The organism is Alloprevotella rava, from assembly GCF_014195585.1.
Lineage (GTDB): Bacteria > Bacteroidota > Bacteroidia > Bacteroidales > Bacteroidaceae > Alloprevotella > Alloprevotella rava.
Genome location: NZ_JACICA010000002.1, coordinates 166592 through 189810 on the forward strand (window position 1 = coordinate 166592; position 23219 = coordinate 189810).

Here is a 23219-nt window from a genome sequence, read left to right on the forward strand (position 1 = left end):
ACAAACATAACAATGAAAGATTTAAAAGGAACTAAAACAGAAAAGAACCTGCAGACGGCGTTTGCAGGCGAGAGCATGGCTCGCAATAAGTACACTTTCTTTGCCTCTAAGGCAAAAAAAGACGGATTTGAGCAGATTGCAGCTCTCTTTGAGGAAACCGCTCAAAACGAGAAGGAACACGCCAAAATGTGGTACAAATACCTCAATGGTGGCAGCGTAGGCACTACCAACGAAAACCTCAAGGAAGCTGCTGACGGCGAAAACTACGAATGGACGGATATGTACGCCACCATGGCAAAGGAAGCACGCGAAGAAGGCTTCACGGAGATTGCTGCTAAGTTCGAACTCGTAGCTGCCATTGAGAAGCACCACGAAGAGCGCTACCGCAAGCTCCTTGAGAACATCGAGGAAGGCATCGTGTTTAGCCGCGACGGCGACCGCATCTGGAAGTGCCGCAACTGTGGCCACATCGTGATCGGCAAGAAAGCTCCAGAGATTTGCCCCACTTGCAACCATCCGAAGAGCTACTTCGAAATCAACGCTGAAAACTATTGATGCGACGAGGGAATCGCTCTGCGTGTCCGCCCATAGGCTCTATCGGTTCGGCGGCAAACTGAGCGCAAACCTCTCACAACTTAGTTTCCACAACTAAACATTCAAGGCTGTCATTTTGATGCTTCCCCAGCATCTATGACAGCTTTTTTAGTGGGTAATATACTCGCCCATCTCTTCATTTCAGCTTCTTTCATATCAGAAGTTGATACTGCCTATAAAAGTTTTAAATAAAACCATTACAGCGCAAAAACACAAATAATAGTTCAAATCTCACAACCATAGATGAGCATATAAAAAACATATTCGAAAGAGAAGAAACATGTATTCCCCTGCTAATAACGATGAATATCCTTATTGCATTTTCAGATACAATAAGCCTATCCGTCGACAGCTTTATTGCGTCAGCCCACGCCCTTATTGTAATAGAGTGGGCAATAAAGGGAGCAGAGAAGTCTGTTATATCCTCTCTCCTTAGCTCTTGTTTTTTGTTGTCACGTCGTCACGTTGTCACACTTCGAGCATAACTACCTGAAAACCTATATATTATGAGCGTGACGACGTGTGACAACAGTGTGACAACAGTGTGACAACAAAAATTTTCATTGTCACGCTCTTAAGAGATTGTTTATCAACGCTTTCCCTTCTCCGTGACAACGTGACGACAAAAAATGAGTTTTTCTTAGGTGGGAGAGAGGGAGAAAGTTCTCTCAACGCTTGCTGTGTGACACCGGCGGTGTCGGAAGTTGGTAGTGTCCTGTTTATCCGCGGGTTCACCCTCGCTCCGCTTGGGCATCACCCGCGGTTAAGCATAGAGTGCCTCCGCCGGAGGCGGCAGGAAGTTAGCCTTGCTGCGGCTTATCTTTGGAGAAATATTTCCTTCTATATATTTTTTAATAAACCAGAAAAAGTTGCTTTATATAGAAACTTTATTTCTATCTTTGCCACATGAACAGAAAGATAAGAGTGTATAAAAGATACTTTTTAGACTTTATTGAACAGTTAAACGACGGAGAGCGACGAAAGATTGATTACGGCTTACAGCTACTGAAAACACAGGAGTGGCTTTCTACAAAGTTTGTAAAACTCATTCGGGATGGTCTCTCTTGAATTACGCACGGAATGTAATGGGAATATCTATCGTGTGTTTTTCATCTTTGATGATGGGCAAATAGTTGTTTTGTTCAACGGATTTCAGAAAAAGACACGGAAGACATCGAACAAGGAAATAGAAAAAGCATTAAAAATAAAGGAAGAATACTATGCAGAAAAAGAATAATATTATAAACTATGATGCCATATTAGAATCACGATATGGTAAAGAGGGCAGCCCTGAACGCTTGCAATTTGAAGAAGAAGCCAAGGCTTTTTATGCAGCACAACTACTTCTTCAAGCACGCAAGGAAGCCAAAGTTACACAAAGCGAACTTGCCCTGCGTGTAGGGACAACAAAGTCTTATATCTCTAAAATTGAAAATGGAGTGATAGAGCCAGGCGTAGGATTGTTTTTTCGCTTGATCAATGCACTTGGCTTGCGTATTGACATTACTAACCCGATAGGGATGTAAAGCAAAAGAAGAGGGAGCGAAGATGCTCCCTCTTTTGTGTTCGCGAATAGATTGTTTCGTACCCTAAATTGTATAGAAGAATTCCCTGCAGTGTGGTATTCGCCTAAGCTCATCCACAGTCCCCGGCGGGGACACACTATGCGTAACCGCAGGTGATGACCGAAGGGTGAACCCGTAGAGGTGAAGATCTCTCATCCTCCGACACCGTGGGTGTTGCGCAGCTGCTACGCTGCGCAGAGAAGCGCGCAGGAAGATATAATACGACAAAGGGAGAATCTCACAATAGTTGAGATTCTCCCCATTCTATTCCTTTAAAGATAAAGGATTATTCTTCGTCTTCTGACCAGTCGGAAGCGTTCCAGCCTTGGTTACGTGTCCAACCACCATTTTCACCAGTGGTTGTTGTGCCTGGATCAATAGGTAAAGATCCAGCAAGAACGCTTTCTGTTTCAAGATTCATTGCCTTTACGGCAGGTTCGATATACTTCTTCATGTGTATTCACTTTTTATTTGTAAAGATTAGGGATGTTATTTAGAAAACAACTTTCTTACCGTTTACGATATAGAGCCCCTTCTGAGCCTTCTGAACGCGACGGCCCTGGAGGTCGAATACCTTCTGAGAGGCGTTCTCGAGAGTTGCAGCATTCACACCAGTTGTAGTGTTATCGAAGAGCAGAGCGCGAACGCCAGCAGCTGTAGCTGCAGGGATGTATGCGCGGTTAGGAGCCAGAGAAGTACCAGCCCAGTCATAGAAACCAACTACACCTTCGCTATTGCCAAGGAAGAGGTCACCAGCTTCTTTTGCATGAGGAGCGAGCGTACCTACCAAAGCATTGCCAGCAAATGTTGCTGCCGCATCAGCCTTGATTGTAACAGTTGCAGTTGCAGCACCGTTTTCGTTCACAAGGAGAACACCCGTGTTAGCAGGAATTTCAGCGATTTCGTTGAGAATAACGCGTGTCTTGCTTTCATTCATCCCCAGCGTGTTGGCCTTCGTTTCAGCAACCGTTACACCGAAAGGTGCGCAGAAAGTTGCATAACTCTTACCGTCAACAGCGTGGAGAGCAACATCAAAGCTTGTTGCATCTTCTACAGTCCATTGAGAAGCAGGAGCTTTAGCCTCCCAACCTACGAGAGCATAACCTTGACCTGCACCTGAATGCAAGTAAGAGAATGCATCATCTGGATTAGCAGTAAGGGCAACTACACCTGGTTTTTGAATTTCAGGATAGTAATAAATCGGGGTATCAGACATACTAACAATTGCACTATTAGTAGCTCTATTAACATACTTATCTTGAATCTTGATAGTATAGAAAACATAACCTTCATGAATCTTTTTCTCAAGATAGACAACAGTATTCACACCTGTTTTAGCTGCATTACCGTAAATTTTCACTCCATCACCGCTGATATAGCCATACTGACTGCCAGCAACGCTCTTCAAGAAATAGTAGCCTGTTTCAGGATATTTCAAAAATTCATGAAACTCTTCTGCAAAATGATCGTATTCTTCACTGGTACAAGTTTCTTTCAGGTGAGTATACTGAGTCCCAAGAGCAGTGTAAGTTTCCATTGGAAGAGAGAAATAAACATCAAACGCTGGTTCTGTTTCAACATCGAACCAGCCAGAGAACTCATCAATGAGTTGAGTATTATAATTATCTTCAGTATCAACAGCTTCCACTTTGAAAGTAGAACCACCATCTGTAGCTACGCCACCCCATTCGCTTACAGAGCAAGTCGCAATATTTGGCTCACGATTGTGGAGATAACAAGCAGGATTTTCTGTTGCACGAAGTGTGAAACCATTATTATTCTTATCAAGAATCCAAGTCATTGAGCTTTCTTGCATAAGTTTAATAGTACTTCCGGGTCTGTTAACCTGTATATTACCTTCATATGCCAGAACAGCTTCATCACCTGTTAATTTGTTGATAACCTTTACTGCATAGGGATTACCAACAAAAGCCCATTTGTATTCTGCTGTATTATAGAATTTTTCGTGTCCCCTCATTTGTTCTATGTCAGCACAGAGGTAGGAATTTTTATAACCAGGACGAAGTTGAAGTTTGTACCACTGAGCCGTTGCAGCATTTTCAGAGAACTGGAAAGGCAAATTGCTTACTGTAGCAGTTGCAATAATAGTAGTGTGTTCAGCATCTACCGTTGCATTGCTGAATGTATAAGTGCAATAAGCATTTTGCAAAGCAGCAGGCAAAGCAGCAGGAGTTCCAGAGAACTGAGTGGAAGTTCCAGTAGCCACCGTCTTACCATCAATTACTACATTATAAGTAATGGTCAAAGGAGCTTCTTCAGAAAAAGTAACAGGATAGATAAACCAGTCGTTGTTACCACCGATTTTTTTCACTTCTCCACTGCCCCAGAAAGCCAAAGTGTAACCAGCACCGTTGTTGTCAACGATATTTTTATAGTCTGCACCATCTGAAGAGAGATTCCAGCCAAAATCGCCTGTGCTATTACCATTGATAGCATAGAATTTATATTTACCTGGAGTAGAACCTGACTTCAAATCATTAGTAACATAACGACCATTGGCAAACTGGATGTTGTATGCACCATTGTCTGTTGTAATGAAGCGCACCAAAAAGTCCGTATTTTCAGCTGCTTTCTTTGTATTGAAGTAGCTGGGAGTATAAGTTGTAGATTGACGCTTCAGAGTTTGTCCATCACCAGCATCATAAGCAGCTGATTCACCATTACGCTTCTGAGTAAGAATATACCAGTGATCATTGTCAGTTGCTGCAGTAGCAGCAGTTACCGAGGTTGCGCGCGCTGCTGTCACCTGCATTGTGGCAGTGGACGAGCTTACGTTCGGTGTCCAGTCTTGTGCTGATGCACCCACAGCAAATAGCGAGCACATCAAGAGTGAAGTAATTTTCCTCATGTAAATAAATTGATTAAGTTAATAGTTTTATTGTTTTTGGTAATCTGGTGAGCGCAAAGATAAACAAAGAAATAATAAATAAAAAATATTTTTATATTTTTTGATGAAATTCAATTACAAAACGCCTACAACGAGTGTTGCAGGCGTTTGAAAATGTCATTTTTCAGTAGGGATTTGGAATCGATCAAGCTTTTCTTGATAGTATTTTTTCACATCCTCCCACCGATAGTACGGTGCTTGCTCAGTAGCAATGGGGAGCGACATCTCGTGTTCGTTGAGTAAAACTTTGACGAGAAGCTCGTTACTATTTTTTTTGCGATAGAACACCCACTGAATGTTGCATGCCATGGGGAAGATGTCATAATTGCGCCATTTTTCTGCCAACAGATTCGCATCGCCTCCCTGCTGTTTGCCACAATCGCCGAGCTCCATCAAACAAGCTAAAGGCAGAACCACCACTTCGTGACCAAACCGGAGCGTTGCACCTGGTACGGACTTTTGCAAGCAACTGTCAGTTGTAGTCAGGAAATTGCGCAAGAGATTGTTCTGCAAATAGGGCATCATACCCTTCGAGAGGCTATTATCGCCATAACGAATGCTCCACTCCAAATTTCTGTACTTCCAAATGCCGTAGCACTCTTCGGGCGTAAAAAAGCGGTAGAGATCGAGCTTTGTATCACAGCTTTGCATATTGGCCGCCACGGAGAAGAAGTTGTTAACGAAAGAAGCCACGTTGACACTATCGCGAACATAAGCCGCATCACGAAAGAGAACGCTCATGAGGTGATCTGTCTTTACATTCTCCTCCCAAGCTTTAGCGAGCGCTGCCTTAATAGTGTCGTTATGGCGGAAGCGTTGAATGGCGGGTTGGTCTTCATTGTTCATATAATACATATCGTGATAACTGGCATCGGTCTTTATGCGCAAGCGCGGATTCTCCGCTTGCAACTGCAAACACTCATTCGCCATGGAGAGGATGCAGCGGATAACAACCGTTGAGCGGGCATCTACCACAGCGCCATCAGCAAAAACCGTGGGGAAGTTTTTGTACATACGCTGCGCAATACCGCGATGCTGGCGCGCGCCTTTTTCCGTGAGTTCGCCAAAGCGTTTGTTTGCCATGCGATACACGCTATCCACTGCAACGAGCGCCTGCTGCCCTTCGGCCGTAAGCATCCCTGCCGCAGCGGCTTTCTTCAATATCTGCAGCGGCTTAACGTACTGATCAGGATTGATGAGCCAGCGCGAACCATGCCGAGCATACGCACTGATATAAACAGGTTCGTATCCCTTCGGCGCGGGAGTCAGTTTGGCATTCGGAGTGGGATAAGCATAATAATTAGCTGCCGAGCGATGAACATCGGCAAAGATTTCTTCGCGCGCCAACTGCGCCCAAGCAGTGCAAGCTGCAAATACGAAGAGAAGGAGAAGTGCGGATTTCTTCATAGAGAGAATGATTTTTTAATGTTGCGAATTTAGCGATTTAGAAAGACTTTGCAAGAGAAAGTGAGAGAAAAAGCCCTCTCCAGCTTCCCCATAAGGGGGAGTGCTCGGATACCTCTTGCTTTGGACTCTTATCTTTTTATGCTCTAACAAAAAGCTGTACTTTTGCAGTATGAAAGAAGAAATGTACATCCGAGAGCACCGCACGGACGATGTTGCCCGCTTGGCTTTACAACTCAGTGGGCGCAACGACCTCGATACGGCTTACATCCTGCAACAAATTGAGGGGTGGCAACGACTGCGTACGAAAGTGCCGTCGTGGGCGGCAGTGGACGGACTTCGCTATCCGCCACGCTTGGCGTTGGAGCTGTGCTCGGGCGAAAAGGCGGCACGCTACAAAGCGGCAGTAGTAGAACGTTTGTTGCCCAACGGATCTACAATGGTAGACCTCACAGGCGGATTGGGTGTTGATTTCTCTTTTGTAGCGAAGCTTTTCAGAGAGGCAACTTACATTGAGCGCAACGCAATGCTTGCAGAACTGGTAGCGCACAACTTCCCGCTCTTAGGACTGAAACACGCTCGCTGCTTGTCGGGCGACGGCACAGAACTATTGCGCACGATAAGCACCGTTGATTTGCTTTTTCTCGATCCTGCGCGCCGCGATACTGCTGGGCGAAAAACGGTACTGTTGGAGGATTGCGAACCGAACGTTATCGAACTGCTCCCACTCTTCCGTGAGAAAGCGCACTACGTGATGCTGAAACTTTCGCCCATGCTCGATCTTCACCGCGCCATGAGCCTGTTGAATTGTACGGAAGAAGTGCATCTCGTGGCGGAGCGCGGAGAGTGTAAGGATCTCCTCTTGGTGCTCAATATGCAGCAAAAACAAATGGTTTTGCCCACTATCTTTTGTTGTGATGAAGAAACATTTAGTTTTCGCGCTGACGAAGAAACCACTGCCCTACCCGTCTATGCTTCTGCACCTCTCCGCTATCTCTACGAACCCAATGCGGCCATCTTGAAAGCGGGAGCATACAAACTTCCGGCAGTACGTTTCGGCTTGCAGAAATTTCACCCCAATAGTCATCTCTACACCTCCGACGAACGCATCGAAAACTTCCCCGGTAGAACTTTCGAGGTGCTTCGCTACAGCCATTTCAACAAACAAGAACTAAAAGCTTTTCAGGGCGATGTGCGTCAAGCCAACCTTACAGTGCGAAACTTCCCCGCTTCTGTAGCAGAACTCCGCAAGCGGCTCAAAATAAAAGATGGCGGTGACGAATACTGGTTTGCAACTACCTGCGGCGAGGATGAGCATTTGCTGATAGCGTGTAAGAAGAGCTCCATTTGAGTAAGATATCAAATGGGGCTGAGTCTTGAATAAAACAAAATTAGTGGAGAAGAGCGCGAGCAGCCGCGGCAACGGGAGAGGAACTTTGGGCGGCTAAGCGCAGATAGTGGTGAGCTTTTGCCGTGTCGGCGGTGACGCCTTGACCGCGGAGATAGAGAATACCGATATTGTATTGTGCTTCGGGTTTGCCTTGTTGAGCCGCACGTTCAAACCATGTGGCCGCTTTTTGCCAATCTTGCGTTGTCCCCTTCCCTGTGGCATAAAGTCGCGCCAAATTGTATTGCGCTTCAGCATAGTTTTGCACCGCTGCACGGGCGTAATACTCCAATGCACTGGCAGGATTAGCAGCTGTCCCCTCCCCTGCTTCAAGCATATTTCCGCAATTGTTTTGCGCCTCGGGAAGTCGTTGTTCTGCTGCCCGTTTATAAAGTTGAAAAGCACGCACAGGGTCTTTCGCCACATAACGCCCTTCGGCATAAAGATTTCCTAAATTATTTTCCGCCTCGGCATAATGCAAACCTGCGGCAGCTTCTAAGAGCTGTAGCCCCTGCGCCACATCTCCGCGACTGAAATAAAGAAGCGCCAGATTGTATTGTGCTTCGGGCAACTGCAAGTCGGCAGCTTTCCGATACCAGTATTCAGCTGAATCGGAACGCGTGGCGGCATAGTTATAGCCCAAAGTCAGCATGGCTTGCGAATGTCCCAAACGCGCAGCTTGTCGATAATAATCAACCGACCGCAACGAGTCTTTTTTCACCCCATCACCATATTCATACATTCCTCCCAGCATAAAGAGCGCGTTGGAATCGGGCCGCGCGGCTAATTCGGCATACCAACGCGCCGCCTCTTTGCGATCACGTTGCACGCCATTGCCGCGATAGAGCATCTCCGCCAGTTCGCGCTGGGCTTCCACATTGCCTTGACGCGCCGCCTTGGCGTAATAGAAAGCTGCCGCTGTGGGATCTTTCGGCGTGCCGATGCCCATTTGCATCATATTGGCTAAGAGGTACTGCCCCTTGGCGTCACCTTTCTGAGCTGCACGCCCATAGTACTCAACAGCGCGCTCATCGTTCTGCTCCACTCCCTGCCCTTGATGATAGAGCATACCGAGCTGCACAGCCGCGGCAGGATTGCCCTTTTCGGCCGCCTTTGTGAGCGACTTAACGGCTTCGACATACTGCTCCGAGCGCAAATAGGCCATCCCCCAGCGATACTCGTTTTGCGCGGGTTGTGCAGTAAGGACGAGGGAGAGCATAAAGGAGAGGAGAAGAAAGAGGGTACGCATGGTTTGTTGAGGTGAGATAAAAAGAAAAAAGCGGACGAGTCCGACTGGCTTGACCTGTCTAACTCGTCCGATAAAGCATAAAAGCTATTGAGTAGCTTCTGTTGTCTTATTTTTCGCTCTCGAGGCGGTCGATTTCTTTCAGCACATCTTTGGCGATACGCCTCAAAGGAGCAGGTCCAGTTTTGAGCAATGGCGCAACACTGTCCGTTGCTTTGTCGAAATCCTGCTGCACATCATCAACGCCTTCCATATAGATTTGCGCCAGTGTGACATGAGCTATTTTCACTCCACCTGCTGCTGCCTCCTCTAAGAGCTGCACAGCGCGCTGGGCTTCACGCCCGTTGGGATAGCCGTCCAAACAAAAGATGGCAAGGTTATATTTTGCAGCAGGAAGACCTTTCTCTGCCAATTGCTCAAAGAGATGGTAAGCCTCATCAAGGTCTTGCTCCATCCCTTCTCCGCGCTGCAGCATTCCGGCTAAATCGCAAGAGGCATCGTCCGAACCATGGGCTGCAGCTTTCCGAAGCCATTCGGTTGCTGCTTCAACATCTTTTTCGCCCACAATACCATGCAGTACATTCATTCCCATAAAGCGTTCGGCTTTTGCTTCACCCTGCATAGCCGCCTTTTTATACCAATCATAAGCCTTATCGGGATTCTGACCTACGCCTATACCGTTGATATAGAAATGGGCTAACAGGCTCTGCCCCTTGGCAAAGCCCTGCTTTGCTGATTTGAGCGTCCAAGCAAAAGCCTTCTTCTGCTGTTTCTTGTCGCCCTCGGACAGGAGAACGCCTAAATTGTACTGTGCCGACGCATCGCCAGCTTCAGCCGCTGCTGTATATTTTTCTAATTCTTTTTCGTCCATCTTCGAAGATATTTTGAGTGTGTCTCGAACCGGCTCGATGAGCACGAAAGTTTCTCTTACTTCACTGTGATGAGGAAGTAGTTCTTCTTACCGCGCTGCACGAGGAGATATTTCCCATCGAGGAGATCGTCGGCAGTGATAGTGCGGTCGAACGCTTCGAGTTTTTCTTTGTTCAGACTCACTCCTCCGCCCTGCACAAGTTTGCGCATTTCGCCTTTAGAAGCAAAACACTTGGTGGTTTCTGCAAAGAGATCAACGGCTTTCGCATCAAGGGCTTCGGCGCGGCTCACTTCAAAATGGGGTACACCGCTAAATACTGCCAAGAGCGTAGCTTCATCAAGTTTGAGGAGGTTCTCCTTCGTAGCCTTTCCGAAAAGGATGTTGGAGGCTTCGAGGGCTTTCTTGTATTCTTCCTCACCGTGAACCATCTTCGTCACTTCTTCGCCAAGTCGCTTCTGCAAGGTGCGGCAACCTAGATCCTGACGGTGCTCGTCGATGATGGATGTGATTTCGCTTTGAGAAAGTGTGGTGAAAATTTTAATATAGCGTTCGGCATCGTCGTCGGCCACATTGAGCCAGAACTGGTAGAACTCATAAGGAGTAGTACGCTTGGCATCGAGCCAGATATTGCCATTCTCTGTCTTGCCAAACTTGCGTCCATCGGCTTTTGTGATGAGCGGACATGTGAGGGCGAACACCTGATTTTCAGAGCCTAATGTGCGACGAATCAATTCGGCACCTGTCGTGATATTTCCCCACTGGTCAGAACCACCCATTTGCAATTTGCAGTTCTTTTCTTGATAGAGGTGGAGGAAGTCGTAGCCTTGGAGGAGCTGATAGCTGAACTCTGTGAAACTCAAACCATCGCGAGCTTCACCGTTCAAACGTTTCTGAACGCTATCCTTCGCCATCATGTAGTTCACTGTGATGTGCTTACCGATATCGCGAACAAAGTTGAGGAAGGAATAACCCTTCATCCAATCGTAGTTGTTGACGAGTTCGGCACGGTTGGGGGCGTCGGACTCAAAGTCGAGAAAGCGAGAGAGCTGCTCCTTGATACAACGGATGTTGTGCGCCAATGTTTCCTCATCGAGCAAATTGCGCTCCTGACTCTTACCGGAGGGGTCGCCAATCATACCCGTAGCACCGCCAACAAGCGCCAGCGGCTTATGACCACAATCCTGCAAGTGGCGCAACATCATGATGCCACACAGGTGACCAATATGGAGGGAATCAGCCGTAGGGTCAATACCTACATAAGCCGTTACTTGTTCTTTTGCAAGAAGTTCTTCTGTGCCCGGCATCATCTGATGGAGCATGCCGCGCCATTTGAGTTCGTCTACGAAATTCATCGTTTGTTTATCTGTTTTATGATTTTGCGTACAAAGATACTCCTTTTTCTCGGAATAGTGCAAGTTAGCATGACAGGAGGTAGACTCCTTCTCTCCACTCTGCAAGCATGGATAAAAAAAGATAAGACACAAAAGATAAACCTTGCTGCTACGCTCTCCCTATATAAAAATATTTTTGTCACGTCGTCACGTTGTCACAAAAGCGCAAAACAGATTAATAGACAAGCATTTACACGCGTGACAACAACTTATGGGATTCGGTTTTGTTGTCACACTCGTAACGTTCACTCTTTCAAATATTTAACTGCAAAGTGTGACGACGTGACGACGTGACAACAAAAAATCAAACTACAGGAGAAGAGATTGTAGCTCTCTTCAGTTCAACGTTTCTTAGGTGTAAGCTCCCACACAATAAGCGCGCTGGTTGACACAATAAGGATGTGAACTGACAGCCTTATTGTATTTTCGAACGCAATAGTAATGTCCCCAGCGGGGACACACCATGCGTAACCGCGGGTGATGCCCGAAGGGCGGACCCGTGGGAGAAGTAACAATTTCCATTTCCGACACTCGAGGTATCGCACAGCACGCACTTCTACTCGTACACCTCTTCATTCATCTACACTTGCTGTGTGAGGACTCAACAAAAAACCGCAATACCAACTTAAGGATATTGCGGAAAGAAAAAGAGGGTTCATCCCCGAATTGTACAGGTATTTATGAGTAAAGAAAAGTACCAACGCAATTCGGGGATGAACCTAAACATTATATATAACCATGCCTGTTGAATCTTGTAAGTAGAGATTGTACCTGCTTGTCTTCATTTTATCGTGTTTTAGGTGACAGGTTGAACTTATAGATGGCGTGCAACATGAAGTAAGAAGGAATGACATTGTGGTAGGTTTCAGTGCGGCCTTGTGCATTGACTGTGCGTGTCACGTTGGAAAGTTCGTGCAGCAGGTCGAAACCATCGAGAGCAAAGGTCAGATTTCCGTGCAGAATGCTGCGCTCGAGGCGAAGGTTCCAAATGAAGTGGTTGGTGTTGAGCTGCGTGTCGGTGTAGCCTCGACGGCTGAATACGGTGAAGTCCGTGCTCAGTCCCACCTTACCCGGCAATGGGAGGCGTGCAGTCAGTCCATAACTGTAGTCCCACGCGCTGATCTCCTTGAAGTCGCTGCGTTGGCCGGTCATGCGATTGTAACTGCCTTGCACTTTCGCTCCCAAGTGCCAACCTCGTTGCGAATAGTTGACCGAAAGTCGTTCACGGAGATAAAGACTGCCGATGGTGCTCAACTCATGTGTGGTGCTGCCGACCACGTTGGCCATATCAACATTGTGGTCGTAAGAGAAAGAGGACTGGTTGCTCCAATCGAAAGCTTTGTTCGTACCAAACTGTCCATTGGTGCTGAAAGTGCCGTCGGTGCGCCAGTTGCCGTTCACATTGACCGGGTGCGTCACATATCCTCCTGTGGTAGGATTGTAGGTGCGTTCTGTGGCCAGCGCGTTGGAAGTACGTTGGTAGGACAGATTCAAGTCGTAGAGTTTCCTGTACTTTTTCAGCGTGTTCATTGTGAACGAAAGGTTTTGCGTGGTGCTTGGCACCAAGTGGGCATTTCCCCTTTGGATGTAGAGCGGATTGGAACTGTCCTCCAATTCGAGGGCATAGATAAAGTCGGGCATTGCGCGTGACAGCGAGTAGTTGAGGATGAACACATGACTGGTCTCTCCTTTCTGAAACTGTTGATGAAGATAGACCTGCGGAGAAAACAACGCCTGCGTTCGATTTCGGTCGAAGTGCTGTCCGACTTTGTCGAACAACAAATGCTCCAGTTCCCAACGCAACGGAAGTTGGAAGGCTATTGTAGTGCGGTTTTGATGCTTCGTGCGATATTCCAAGCGCAGGCTCACCTGATGCCGACGCTGCCACAAGCGCGAGTGTCCGCTATTGGGCGCGTCGAGTGCCTGCATCATGTCGGCCGTTGTCGAGGGGAGCATACCTAGCGCGAAGTCGGTGTTGGCACCCCATCCCGCAAGCCGGTCGAGACGGTAGAAGTTGGTGTTGGCATCGCAATAGTCTTGCGAATATTTATAGCTCAAGGTCGGCCAAAACGCGCCAATGGGCATGAAATAAGATGCCTCCGTGTTGAAGTTGTAATGATGGGAGGGAGCACTGCGATAGCGGTTGCGGAAGTCGTTTGTTCCACTTCCCGCACCGAGATATTCCAAACGATAGTGGTCGAAAGTCCGAGCGCGATGTCGGTCGTAAACTCCTGAGAAATTAAAAGAGAAGAAGTCGTTCACCCCCGACTGCTGAAAAGGACTCCAACGTAATTGATAGGGTGCACTCAAGCGCCAATTCTCGCCATTGCCGCGCATCAGCGAATAGCGACGGTTGCGTGCCAACTGCTGCAGGCGCGTGCTGCCTGGGCGAAACAGCTCATCGAGCACCTCTCCATTGGGCACCAGCTCAAACGGATTAGCGCCCACCTCGCCGGCACGTTGCGTGGCGTCGTTGGTATTTTTGTCGTAGTTGAAACTGATTTGCCCTGATTGTCGCACCGCTTTTTTCAGAGAAAATCGATGACTCGTGTTGAACCACGTCGTGTGGTTGTTCGCTTCCAAACGACTGAGCGAGAAGGAGCGCTGAGTGGGTAGAAAACTCTCATGGTTGTAGGTGGTGAGCGTGTAGTTGTTGGTGTGTGTCACGTCCACATTGCTCGTCCATTCAAACGTCTTGTGGCGATTTTCGTAACTGTATTCCGCTCCGGCCGTTTTGCTCGTTTGCAAGCCCTGCGGCAGATAGGACGGCGACCACTCGCCCTTTGCTCCCGGGCGCCGTGTGTCGTTGGTGTTGTTGATACTGCCGAAAATCGCTAAGCGTGACAAGTCTGAAAATCTCAGCGCAAACAATCGCGCCAAGTACTTGTCTTTCGTGCCGCGTGCAGCCTCTGCATTGGCAATCCAGCCGATGGAATATTGCCGCTTGAGATTGACATCCATCACCAGCGGCCGCTCTATTTCCTTCAGCCCTGTCATCTCCTCAAAGTCGCTTTGTTGCTCGTAGACCTTGACTTTGTTGACCATGTAGGCAGGAAGGTTTTCCAATGCTATTTTGGGGTCGCCGCGGAAGAAGTCCCTACCATTGACCAGCAGACTGCTCACCCGCTTGCCGTTCACCGTGATCACGCCGCTCTCATTGAGTTGCGCCCCCGGCAGTTGCTCAATCAGCGCATCGAGCATCGAGCCTTGCGAAAGTTGGAAGGCATCGGCGTTGTAAACGAGGGTGTCGCCTTTCATCACCATTTTTATCTTCGTGGCCCTCACCACGGCCTCTCCCAGCCTTTGCTCCTTGGGGCATTTGCGCATCAAAGCCTTTTGAGGAATGATTACGAAACCACTATTGCGCGCGCCCAACTTTACGGTAATAGGAAAGTAGAGCGGGAAATAATTGGGGTGCTGAAGACGAAGGATGTAGTTACCTTCTTCGGGAACCTTACAATAATAGAGCGAAGCTGTCCGCACACCGTCATCGATATTGTACGTCCATTCTCCTGGAAAGAGTACCGTAGAATCGGGAGACAATACATCAATAGTTCCATCTTCAATAATTGCACCAGTGAAAGCGTCCGCAATATTGCCATACACCATAATGGAGTCCTTTTGCGAAAAAACTGGTAAAGAGAAGAGTAATCCAAGAAAAAGGAGAAAATACTGCATATCAATATTATGAAAAAGTTGGTATAATGCTAAAGGATAAGTATTTCTATAAGTTTCTACTGAAAGAAGACTACAAGAGTCCACAGAGGTGTACTCCTGGCATATGGGGCGTGGTTGTTGGCACAGCAGTTGTAATATCAACGCTAATACAACCTGAATTTGAGCATTGCTGATTGCTACAATCACCATTTGCGCAGCTTGCATCTTGACAACCTACATTTGCACAAGGAACATTTCGACATGCTGAATTGGAAGCAGGCAGAGATGTGGCGGGTACGATTCCACCAAAACCTCCCAGCAGATGTTCTTCCTTCTCCGAGGACATTTGCTATGTCTGTGTGGCAAAAGTAAAAAAAAGATTTAAATGACCTAACTTTTTCTAAGTTTTTGGTTCATCCCCGAATTGTACAGGTACTTTTCTTTACTCATAAAAACCTGTACAATTCGGGGATGAACCGTGTATAAGAGGATATGTTGTACTATATCAGAGAACTACAACCAATCATCATCGGTTTCTTCATGGCGGCGCGTGGGAGGCGTAAGGGCAAAGGATTCCTCATTGCGCTGTTTTCCGAAACTCAAATCAAAGCCTGCATCAAGCAACTGGCGAGCCAAGGCGGGACGGCCACGGAAACCATGAACGGTCCATTGCTGTGTAGGGCGGAGCTTTTTCTTGAGTTGCAAGAGGACATCGAAAGCACGAACACAATGAATAGTGAGGGGCTTCTGTAAGGTTTCGGACAAGGTTACCTGCTGGCAGAACACGGTTTCTTGCAACTCCATACTTCCTCCGCGCAAACGGTCGAGCCCGCATTCTCCCAACGCCACTACCTGCGGATGCTCCAAAAGCTGTTTCAGCCCTACAAACAGAGCCTCAACACCGTCCGCTTCTGTCCACCAAGGATGAATGCCAGCGGAATAGAGACCACCTGCCACAGGCCGAAACGTTTCCGGCTGGTGCACAATGTCGAGCGGCAGATTGACGATGGCCGTTCCTGGTGCTGCTTGCTGGTTGTGGGTGTGGAAATCCATATTTTAAATGTGCTAATGTGGGGAATGTGCTAATGTGCTAATGCAGAGAATGGTGAGTTTTTGAATGTGCTAATGTGGGGAAATGTAAAACATGACAGACGAAGCGGCGAATGCCGCTACATTAGCACATTAGCACATCCTCCACATTAGCACATTGAAAAAGGTTATGGTACTGGGTCATAGCCGCTACCGCCCCAAGGGTTGCAGCGAAGGATGCGCCAAATGGAGAGTAAGAGGCCTTTGATGGGGCCATGCTTCCGAAGGGCCTCAACGGCATATTGCGAACAAGTAGGGGTGAACCGACAAGAGGGTGGTGTCAGGGGAGAGATGAAACGCTGATAAAAACGAATGGGAGCTATCAGCAAACGGATGAGAAATTGACGGAGCATTCTGTGAAGTGTTTTTTATAAACGAACAATGAGTAATTACATTTCCGTGCGCTTCACAAAGGAGCAGAGGAGTAGTAATTACTCATTGTTCTTATTTTCTTGTTCTTTCAACAACTTATCGCCAACGTTTTGCATCAGCTTAACAAGTCGCTCTTCTACCACGGCCGATGTAACGGGCTTATTACTCAACCAAAGAAAACCTATGTGGAGAGCGGTATTCTCCGGAAGAGCTTCGCGCAGGATGTCTTTGTGATGGCGGTAAGCCTCACGCAGTTGCCGTTTCGCGCGGTTGCGATCCACAGCATGTTTGAAGCAACGCTTGGAGACACTTATCAACACTTTCACCTTCGGTTCTTTTCCGTCGTGATCCACAAGGCGATAGACAGCGCGTAGGGGATAAACGCTAGAGGCCCTACTGCCTGAGGCAAAGAGTGCTTCCACATCCGTTCGCAAACAAAGATGTTCTATTTTCGGGAATCCGAAAGGCTTCTCCATGCTTAGTTCCCCGCTGAAAACGGGCATTAAATATCTTTACTGATTTGTTTCCTTGAGGAAGAGCTCAAGCGTTCCCGTCATAGAAGGGGCTTGAACAGAAGGAGCTTCCATAGCAACAGGAATACCGGCGTCTTTGAGCGTTTGCGCAGTGTTTTTTCCGAAACAGCCCACCAGCACATTGCCGTCCTTCAAACAGGGATAAGCATCAGCAATGGCAATGGCGCCACTCGGCGTGAAGGGAATGACCATATCATAACCTTCCAGCGTTTTCGGCATATCATTGGGAACAGTGCGGTACATCGTACACTCCGTGTGTTGAAGCTTCTTAGCTTCGAGCATAGCAGAGACTTCATCACCTGCCACATCGCTCTGCGGCACGAGGTACTTTTCAGTCTTGTGTTTTGCCATAATCTGAACAAGGTCATCCCATTTACCCGTTGCTCCGAAGAAAATCTTACGCTTACGGTACTGCACATACTTCTGTATGTAGAGCATAATCTTTTCTGAAAGCCCGAAATACTTCATGTCGTCGGGAATAGCAACGCGCAGTTCGTTACAGAGATTAAAGAAATGGTCGATGGCGTGTCGAGAATTGAAGACAATAGCCGTGTGGTCAAGGATTTGCACCTTTTGTGCACGAAATTCCTTTGTCGACACACTTTCTACTCGAATAAAAGGATGGAATACAACTTCTACCCCATAGGTTTTCGCAAGATCAAAATACGGAGACTTATCAGAGGCCGGTTTTGGTTGCGAAATAAGAATTTTCTTTATCATTTGTCCGGATTGCTTTCTTAATCAATAGAGACTAACGCATTCAACACATAGTTCAAAGTTCTCCACAAAATAAGCGGAGGGAACAATTCTAGCGTGCAAAGGTATAAAATTATATGCAAAAAGTGTAATTTATACTCCGAAAAGATATGGAAACACTTATAAAAGAGCAATAGTTTGAGAAAGGCATACACACTAAAAAATAGCACCAACATAGTTTGGAAGTCAAGATCGAAATAGACCACCAAGAGGGCTACGGGGAAAAGAAGTACACCCATGGAGAAAACAGACAAGAGGTAGGCGTCGTTCCATTGCGAAATCACTTTGCGGTCGAAAAACACATTGTTGACAAAGTAGTAGAGCGCAATCTTCAAGAAATAAAAGCCGCCGAAGATACTGGAAGATACCAGGAGAATCTTGTAGGGCGATACAGAGTTGAAGATTTCTGGTTTGAACGATTGTACATAGTCGAAGGTGAGCACTCCCAGTGTAAAACAAAGCTGGAAGATAAGGTAGAGCTGCCCGCGCAACTCGTTCTGCGTGCGTGGTGCAAAAATATCGTTATACTCGTGGGGAGAGAAGAAGTTTTTGATGTGGTTTTTGAGGTAGTGGCGACTGCGCGAGATGACATAAATCATCAGGAAAAAAGAGAGCATAAGTGCTGTTGTCACAAAATCGTCAGAACGGAAACGATAAGGCACGGGGTCGCCCGCAACGCCTTGTGGACGAAAAGGCACTACCTCTATTTTCTGCTGGAGAGAGTCGACAAAAGCATTATCCCATAGCGGTTCATAGAATGTGAACTCATGAATTTTTCCTTTTGGAGAGAAAAAATCCGTTTGATCCGCTGTGCTCACACGCGTTGGGGCAGCAGTGAGTTGCTCCTCCGTATAAACAGCATCGGGAGCTGCCTCAAGAGGTGGCATTTTTTCCCACGTATGCCTATGCTCTCCTTGCTGGCGCGAACTGCGCTCGTTGGAAGAGACTTCGGATGCAGCCGCATCAAAAGAATAGAAGTGAGTACTGTCCGACTGAAAAAGTGCGATGGTCTTCTGCATTAGAGTGCAGCAAATTTTTGTAAGTTTTTATCCCATTCGGGCGTGGTTTCACAGAGGCTTACTGCTTCCTCTGCTGTTTCTGCCACTTGCCAGAGTTGGGCATGGAAAGGACGCATGAAACGCTCATCGACAGCGCGCTGTAGCTGTTCGAGCAAGGGACTGAAGCAACCATCAACATTGAGCACAATGATGGGCTTGAGATAAAGGCCGAGTTGCTTCCATGTGATGATTTCGAGCAACTCCTCCAAAGTGCCAACGCCGCCGGGCAGTGCCACACAAGCATCGCTCAATTCGGCCATTCGCTCTTTGCGCTCGTGCATATCGCGCGTCACAATGAGTTGTGACATCCCTTTATGCTGCCAACTCTGCTCAATCATGAACTGCGGAATGACACCTATGGCTTGACCGCCAGCTTCCATACAAGCTTCGGCAGATGCCGCCATCAGCCCCATACGTCCGGCACCATTGACCAGCGCATGACCGCGCCGGGCCATTATCGTGCCTAATTGGCGAGCAGTTTCAACATAAATATCTTTTACTTGCCCCGAGGAGGCACCATAGACTGTTATCTTCATGGGTCACTTTGAAATGTGGCGGAGCAAGCCCCGCCACGTTGATTTTTATCTATTAAAGCCCGAACGCTTTCTTAATCTGCTCAACATAGTCGAGCTTTTCCCAGGTGAAGAGCTCAACATCCATTTCTTTCACCTCATTACCGAGGCGGAACACCTTGTGCTTCATGCGCGGATTGTGGCCCATGTGGCCGTAGCGTGCTGTTTCCACATAGATGGGGTTGCGCAATTTCAGACGCTGCTCAATGGCGTAGGGACGAAGATCGAAGAGCTGTTTGATTTTTTCTGCTATCTCGCCATCGCTCAAAGCAACGTGTTTCTTGTCGTAAGTGTTGACATAGATACTAATAGGTTCAGCCACACCGATAGCATAGCTCAACTGAACGAGCATCTCATCGGCCACACCGGCTGCCACCATATTCTTAGCAATATGACGAGCAGCATAAGCGGCACTGCGGTCCACCTTAGAAGGGTCTTTACCCGAGAAAGCACCACCACCATGAGCGCCGCGACCGCCATAAGTGTCGACAATGATTTTACGTCCTGTCAGACCTGTATCACCGTTCGGTCCACCGATGACAAACTTGCCCGTGGGATTTACATGATAGGTAATGTCACTATTCTCAAACAGCGCTTTGATTTTCGGTGTATTGACACGCTCTTCAATGGTGCGCGGAATGAGGATATTGATGACGTCCTCACGAATTCTGGCCAACATCTGCTCATCGGCCTTCTCCTGGCTACCAGCTTCGGCAGCGGAGATAAACTCATCGTGCTGCGTAGAGATGACAATGGTGTCGATGGCTACGGCGTGGTCGTGGTCGTCGTATTTCACCGTTACCTGGCTCTTTGCATCGGGACGGAGATAGGTCATCACCTTTCCCTCGCGGCGGATGCGGGAGAGCGTGATCATCAAGTCGTGAGCCAAGGAAAGAGGTAACGGCATATAGTTGTCAGTCTCATTATTGGCGTAACCAAACATCATACCTTGGTCGCCAGCACCTTGATTTTCTGCATCAACGCGCTCAACGCCACGATTGATGTCGGCACTCTGCTCGTGAATGGCACTGAAAATGCCACAGCTTTCAGAGTCGAATTTATAATCGGCTTTGGTATAACCAATATGGGCAATAGCGTCGCGCGCCACGGTCTGCAAGTCGGCCCAAGCGTCGGACTTTACTTCCCCAGCAACGACTACTTGTCCGGTCGTCACCATTGTTTCGCAAGCTACTTTAGAACTGGGATCGAAAGCGAGCAGTTCGTCAAGCACGGCGTCCGATATTTGGTCGGCCACCTTGTCGGGGTGTCCCTCAGACACCGATTCGGAAGTGAATAAATACATAGTTTTTTTTGAAATGTAAGAATGAATAAATCTGTAGCGATGGCTTACGGAGGGAACAAAAAAATAAGCGCCCTCCGTTGGCGCTTTATCCATCATGACGGTGTTACCATTGCGGACTTAACCGTCGGTCATTTTAGCATTCTTTTTACGAGGTTGCAAGCAGCCAAATCTATCCTCGGTATCAGTGGAGCGAACATAGCGCAGCGCAAAAAGCTCATGCCGTGTCATTTCCACTTTGCGTTGCAAAGTTAGCGCCTCTTTTCTGCACCACCAAGAAAAGACGGAAGAAATATAAGTATTTTATGTAAAGCTTCCTCTTTGGATTGGTACAGCAAAAGTAAAATATAGCAAAAACATCGGGTCAGTCCGAACAGAACGGACTGACCCGATGTTGGATTTCTCTTACTCTTCAGTGTTTGGAGCTTTATCGATGAGATCCATGAACTGATCAAGCTTCGGCGTAATAATGATCTGTGTGCGGCGGTTGCGCTGCTTGCCCAGCTCAGAGTCGTTTGTGGTGATGGGGTTATACTCACCGCGACCTGCTGCCGTAAGACGGGCAGGGTTCACACCATACTGATTTTGGAGCGCCTGTACAACGCTGGAGGCACGGAGGCAGGAGAGGTCCCAATTGTTGCGGATATTGGTGCGAGAAATGGGCACAGGGTCGGTGTTACCTTCTACGAGCACATCATAGTCCTTATAGTCCTTGATGATTTTCGCAATCTTGGAAAGCGTCTCACTGGCACGGTCGTTGATTTCATAACTGCCGCTCTTGTAGAGCATATTATCGGCCAGAGAGATATAAACAACACCCTTGAGAACTTGAACATCCACTTCCTGAAGTTCCTCGCGATTGAGCGAACGCGTCAGATTATTGGTGAGCACCATATTCAGCGAATCGCTCTTCGTCTTAGCCTCAACGAGCTGCTTGATAAAGCGATTGGAAGCGTTGATTTCGTCCACCAACTTCGAAATGTTGATGTTGCCTTGATTATTCTGTTGCAAACTCTTATCGAGCGAGCCTTGCAGCGTCTGATAGTCTTTACGCAAATCTGCCACGCGTCGCTGCTCTTCCGCTAATCGATCTTGGAGATTCTTAGAATTTGCGTTACACTCGGCCAGATTGATACGAGCGTCTTGGTTCTGCAGTTTGAGTTCTGCATTTTCAGCTTTCAATGCCTCAAACTCTTTCTTGCTGGCACAACTGCTCAGTATGAGTGCACCTGCGAGAACGGGGAAAAAAATACTTCTGATTTTCATTATATACATTGGATTTATTGTTTCGGCTCGCAAGATAGACTTTTTTATCTGAACCGGACAAATCCTTTAGTATGTTTTAATGATTCTTGCAGTTTTTACAACAGCCTCCACTTATTGCAATCGTTCCCCTCTCCCACTCTTTTTGCAGCACTGTCGTTGTTATTATTACGACAAAGAAGGGGCTGATATCCTTATAGGAGTTGTTCAAAAATACAATAAGGTTGTCAGCTGACAGCCTTATTGCGTGAACTGACAGCCTTATTGTGTCAGCTGACGCAATAAGGAAAAATACAGCCTACATTATTACGTTATAAATCAACGCTTTACAACAGACCAACAATCCTATATTGTTTATCGAAACGCAGAAGTAAATGAAAGAAAGAAGAGGAGAGATGACAGCAATAAATCGCAAAAGAAAGCGCACCCGCATAAAAAACCAAAAGCCAACGCTCACTCGCGCTGGCTATTTTTGGAACATAACAATTTAAATTTACTATAACTCATTGGGGAAAACTTCCACCTTGAATCCGAGTGCAAAGGTAGGGCAGTTCTTATAGGGCTGCAATACCACTAACAGGGTATTTAGAACTGATAGCCTAAAGTAATGAGCCCCGAAACGTTGCGCGCACCCGATTTATCAAAGGAAAGCAGACCGAAATCTGTTTCCACCCCCACGGTGATATGAGTAGGAAATTGATAGCCCAATCCGACCGTCAGCCCCGCATCGAAGCGATGAACGCCTGCTCCCTTGAACGTTGAGGTCTTATAAAAGACTTTGCGACTTCCTTCTTGTTCAGCATCGCCGCGCGTCTTTTGTTGACCGTTGATGCCAAGGGCGGCATAGGGGCCTGCACTCAAAACGACGTAGCGCGATGCACCTAGGCGCAGATAATAGTTGAAAAGGACGGGCACTTCCAAATAGTTGGCTGATGTTGTACGGCTCTTTATGCCTGTACGCTGTGTGCCATCGGCATTAAGAATAGGATTGCCGTGCTCATCATAATACTTCACCACCTGATCCTTATCTTTCCAGCCCTTAGCATAAGCCGTGAGCCAAGGCGTTACCGTCAAGTGCTGCCCAAGCTCAATCTCATAGCCCAAGCCCGCCTTGAAAGCGCCAACAAGTTTGGCATCAGAATGGTGGGAAGCAAAGCCGCCTCCAATCTTCATTTGCAAATGCTGCGCTGCTGCTGGCATAGCGAGCAACAAGAGCAGCCCCACAATGAGTTTCCTTATCATATGTTGTTATG

General features: G+C 47.4%; 20 protein-coding genes and 1 pseudogene. 4 read left to right on the plus strand and 17 right to left on the minus strand.

Annotation, left to right across the window (positions count from 1 at the left end):
- The first annotated feature begins 12 nt into the window (after positions 1–12).
- The 3 genes and pseudogenes from rbr (at position 13) to FHS60_RS02710 (ending at position 2120) form a co-directional block, all read left to right on the plus strand.
- Positions 13–555 carry a rubrerythrin gene (gene rbr, locus FHS60_RS02700; protein WP_183694646.1) on the plus strand — a complete coding sequence of 181 codons (543 nt, stop codon included), beginning with the start codon at positions 13–15 and terminating at the stop codon, positions 553–555.
- A 945-nt stretch (positions 556–1500) separates the two neighbouring features.
- Positions 1501–1831, plus strand: a pseudogene (locus tag FHS60_RS02705) (type II toxin-antitoxin system RelE/ParE family toxin).
- On the plus strand, positions 1815–2120 hold the full coding sequence (locus FHS60_RS02710; protein WP_183694649.1) for a helix-turn-helix domain-containing protein: 306 nt from the start codon (positions 1815–1817) through the stop codon (positions 2118–2120). The pseudogene FHS60_RS02705 and the gene FHS60_RS02710 overlap by 17 nt, the downstream one beginning before the upstream one ends.
- Before the next feature lie 325 nt (positions 2121–2445).
- On the opposite strand, the gene FHS60_RS02715 is transcribed toward FHS60_RS02710, so the two are convergent.
- From FHS60_RS02715 to FHS60_RS02725, 3 genes are all read right to left on the minus strand, one after another.
- Positions 2446–2613 (minus strand): hypothetical protein, encoded by a 168-nt coding sequence (locus tag FHS60_RS02715; protein WP_183694652.1) that lies wholly within the window; start codon positions 2611–2613, stop codon positions 2446–2448.
- A gap of 39 nt (positions 2614–2652) precedes the next feature.
- Positions 2653–5028, minus strand: coding sequence for a hypothetical protein (locus FHS60_RS02720; protein ID WP_183694655.1), 2376 nt, complete (start codon positions 5026–5028; stop codon positions 2653–2655).
- A gap of 156 nt (positions 5029–5184) precedes the next feature.
- Complete coding sequence (locus tag FHS60_RS02725; RefSeq protein WP_183694658.1) at positions 5185–6474, minus strand: histidine phosphatase family protein; 1290 nt, start codon at positions 6472–6474, stop codon at positions 5185–5187.
- A gap of 169 nt (positions 6475–6643) precedes the next feature.
- Between FHS60_RS02725 and FHS60_RS02730 the strand changes: the two genes are divergently transcribed.
- Positions 6644–7822 (plus strand): THUMP-like domain-containing protein, encoded by a 1179-nt coding sequence (locus FHS60_RS02730; RefSeq protein ID WP_183694662.1) that lies wholly within the window; start codon positions 6644–6646, stop codon positions 7820–7822.
- Between the two features lie 40 nt (positions 7823–7862).
- On the opposite strand, the gene FHS60_RS02735 is transcribed toward FHS60_RS02730, so the two are convergent.
- The 14 genes from FHS60_RS02735 to FHS60_RS02795 all read right to left on the minus strand — a co-directional run bounded on the left by FHS60_RS02735 (position 7863) and on the right by FHS60_RS02795 (position 23208).
- Positions 7863–9107 (minus strand): tetratricopeptide repeat protein, encoded by a 1245-nt coding sequence (locus tag FHS60_RS02735; RefSeq protein WP_183694666.1) that lies wholly within the window; start codon positions 9105–9107, stop codon positions 7863–7865.
- Positions 9108–9213: 106 nt separating this feature from the next.
- Positions 9214–9975 (minus strand): tetratricopeptide repeat protein, encoded by a 762-nt coding sequence (locus tag FHS60_RS02740; protein WP_183694669.1) that lies wholly within the window; start codon positions 9973–9975, stop codon positions 9214–9216.
- A gap of 56 nt (positions 9976–10031) precedes the next feature.
- Complete coding sequence (tyrS, locus tag FHS60_RS02745) at positions 10032–11327, minus strand: tyrosine--tRNA ligase (RefSeq protein ID WP_183694672.1); 1296 nt, start codon at positions 11325–11327, stop codon at positions 10032–10034.
- Between the two features lie 825 nt (positions 11328–12152).
- Positions 12153–15248: an outer membrane beta-barrel protein gene (locus tag FHS60_RS02750; protein WP_244957408.1), complete on the minus strand. Its 3096-nt coding sequence runs from the start codon at positions 15246–15248 to the stop codon at positions 12153–12155.
- A gap of 288 nt (positions 15249–15536) precedes the next feature.
- Positions 15537–16076, minus strand: coding sequence for a TatD family hydrolase (locus FHS60_RS02755; protein WP_183694675.1), 540 nt, complete (start codon positions 16074–16076; stop codon positions 15537–15539).
- Positions 16077–16240: 164 nt separating this feature from the next.
- Entirely contained in the window at positions 16241–16465 is a 225-nt protein-coding gene (gene yidD, locus FHS60_RS02760; protein WP_009347605.1) for a membrane protein insertion efficiency factor YidD, read from the minus strand.
- Positions 16466–16543: 78 nt separating this feature from the next.
- A complete protein-coding gene (rnpA, locus tag FHS60_RS02765; protein WP_009347604.1) occupies positions 16544–16960 on the minus strand; it encodes a ribonuclease P protein component in 417 nt (138 codons plus the stop codon).
- A 36-nt stretch (positions 16961–16996) separates the two neighbouring features.
- Positions 16997–17737 (minus strand): uroporphyrinogen-III synthase, encoded by a 741-nt coding sequence (locus FHS60_RS02770; protein ID WP_009347603.1) that lies wholly within the window; start codon positions 17735–17737, stop codon positions 16997–16999.
- 17 nt (positions 17738–17754) lie between these two features.
- Positions 17755–18792, minus strand: a complete 1038-nt coding sequence (locus FHS60_RS02775; RefSeq protein WP_183694678.1) for a DUF4271 domain-containing protein — start codon at positions 18790–18792, stop codon at positions 17755–17757.
- Positions 18792–19367 carry an LOG family protein gene (locus FHS60_RS02780; RefSeq protein ID WP_183694681.1) on the minus strand — a complete coding sequence of 192 codons (576 nt, stop codon included), beginning with the start codon at positions 19365–19367 and terminating at the stop codon, positions 18792–18794. Before FHS60_RS02780 ends, FHS60_RS02775 begins: the two co-directional genes overlap by 1 nt.
- A gap of 52 nt (positions 19368–19419) precedes the next feature.
- Positions 19420–20706: a methionine adenosyltransferase gene (gene metK / locus FHS60_RS02785; protein ID WP_183694684.1), complete on the minus strand. Its 1287-nt coding sequence runs from the start codon at positions 20704–20706 to the stop codon at positions 19420–19422.
- 117 nt (positions 20707–20823) lie between these two features.
- Positions 20824–20952, minus strand: coding sequence for a hypothetical protein (locus FHS60_RS10405; protein ID WP_262886673.1), 129 nt, complete (start codon positions 20950–20952; stop codon positions 20824–20826).
- Positions 20953–21108: 156 nt separating this feature from the next.
- On the minus strand, positions 21109–21978 hold the full coding sequence (locus FHS60_RS02790; protein WP_183694687.1) for an OmpA family protein: 870 nt from the start codon (positions 21976–21978) through the stop codon (positions 21109–21111).
- A 573-nt stretch (positions 21979–22551) separates the two neighbouring features.
- On the minus strand, positions 22552–23208 hold the full coding sequence (locus FHS60_RS02795; protein WP_183694690.1) for a porin family protein: 657 nt from the start codon (positions 23206–23208) through the stop codon (positions 22552–22554).
- Positions 23209–23219 lie beyond the last annotated feature (11 nt).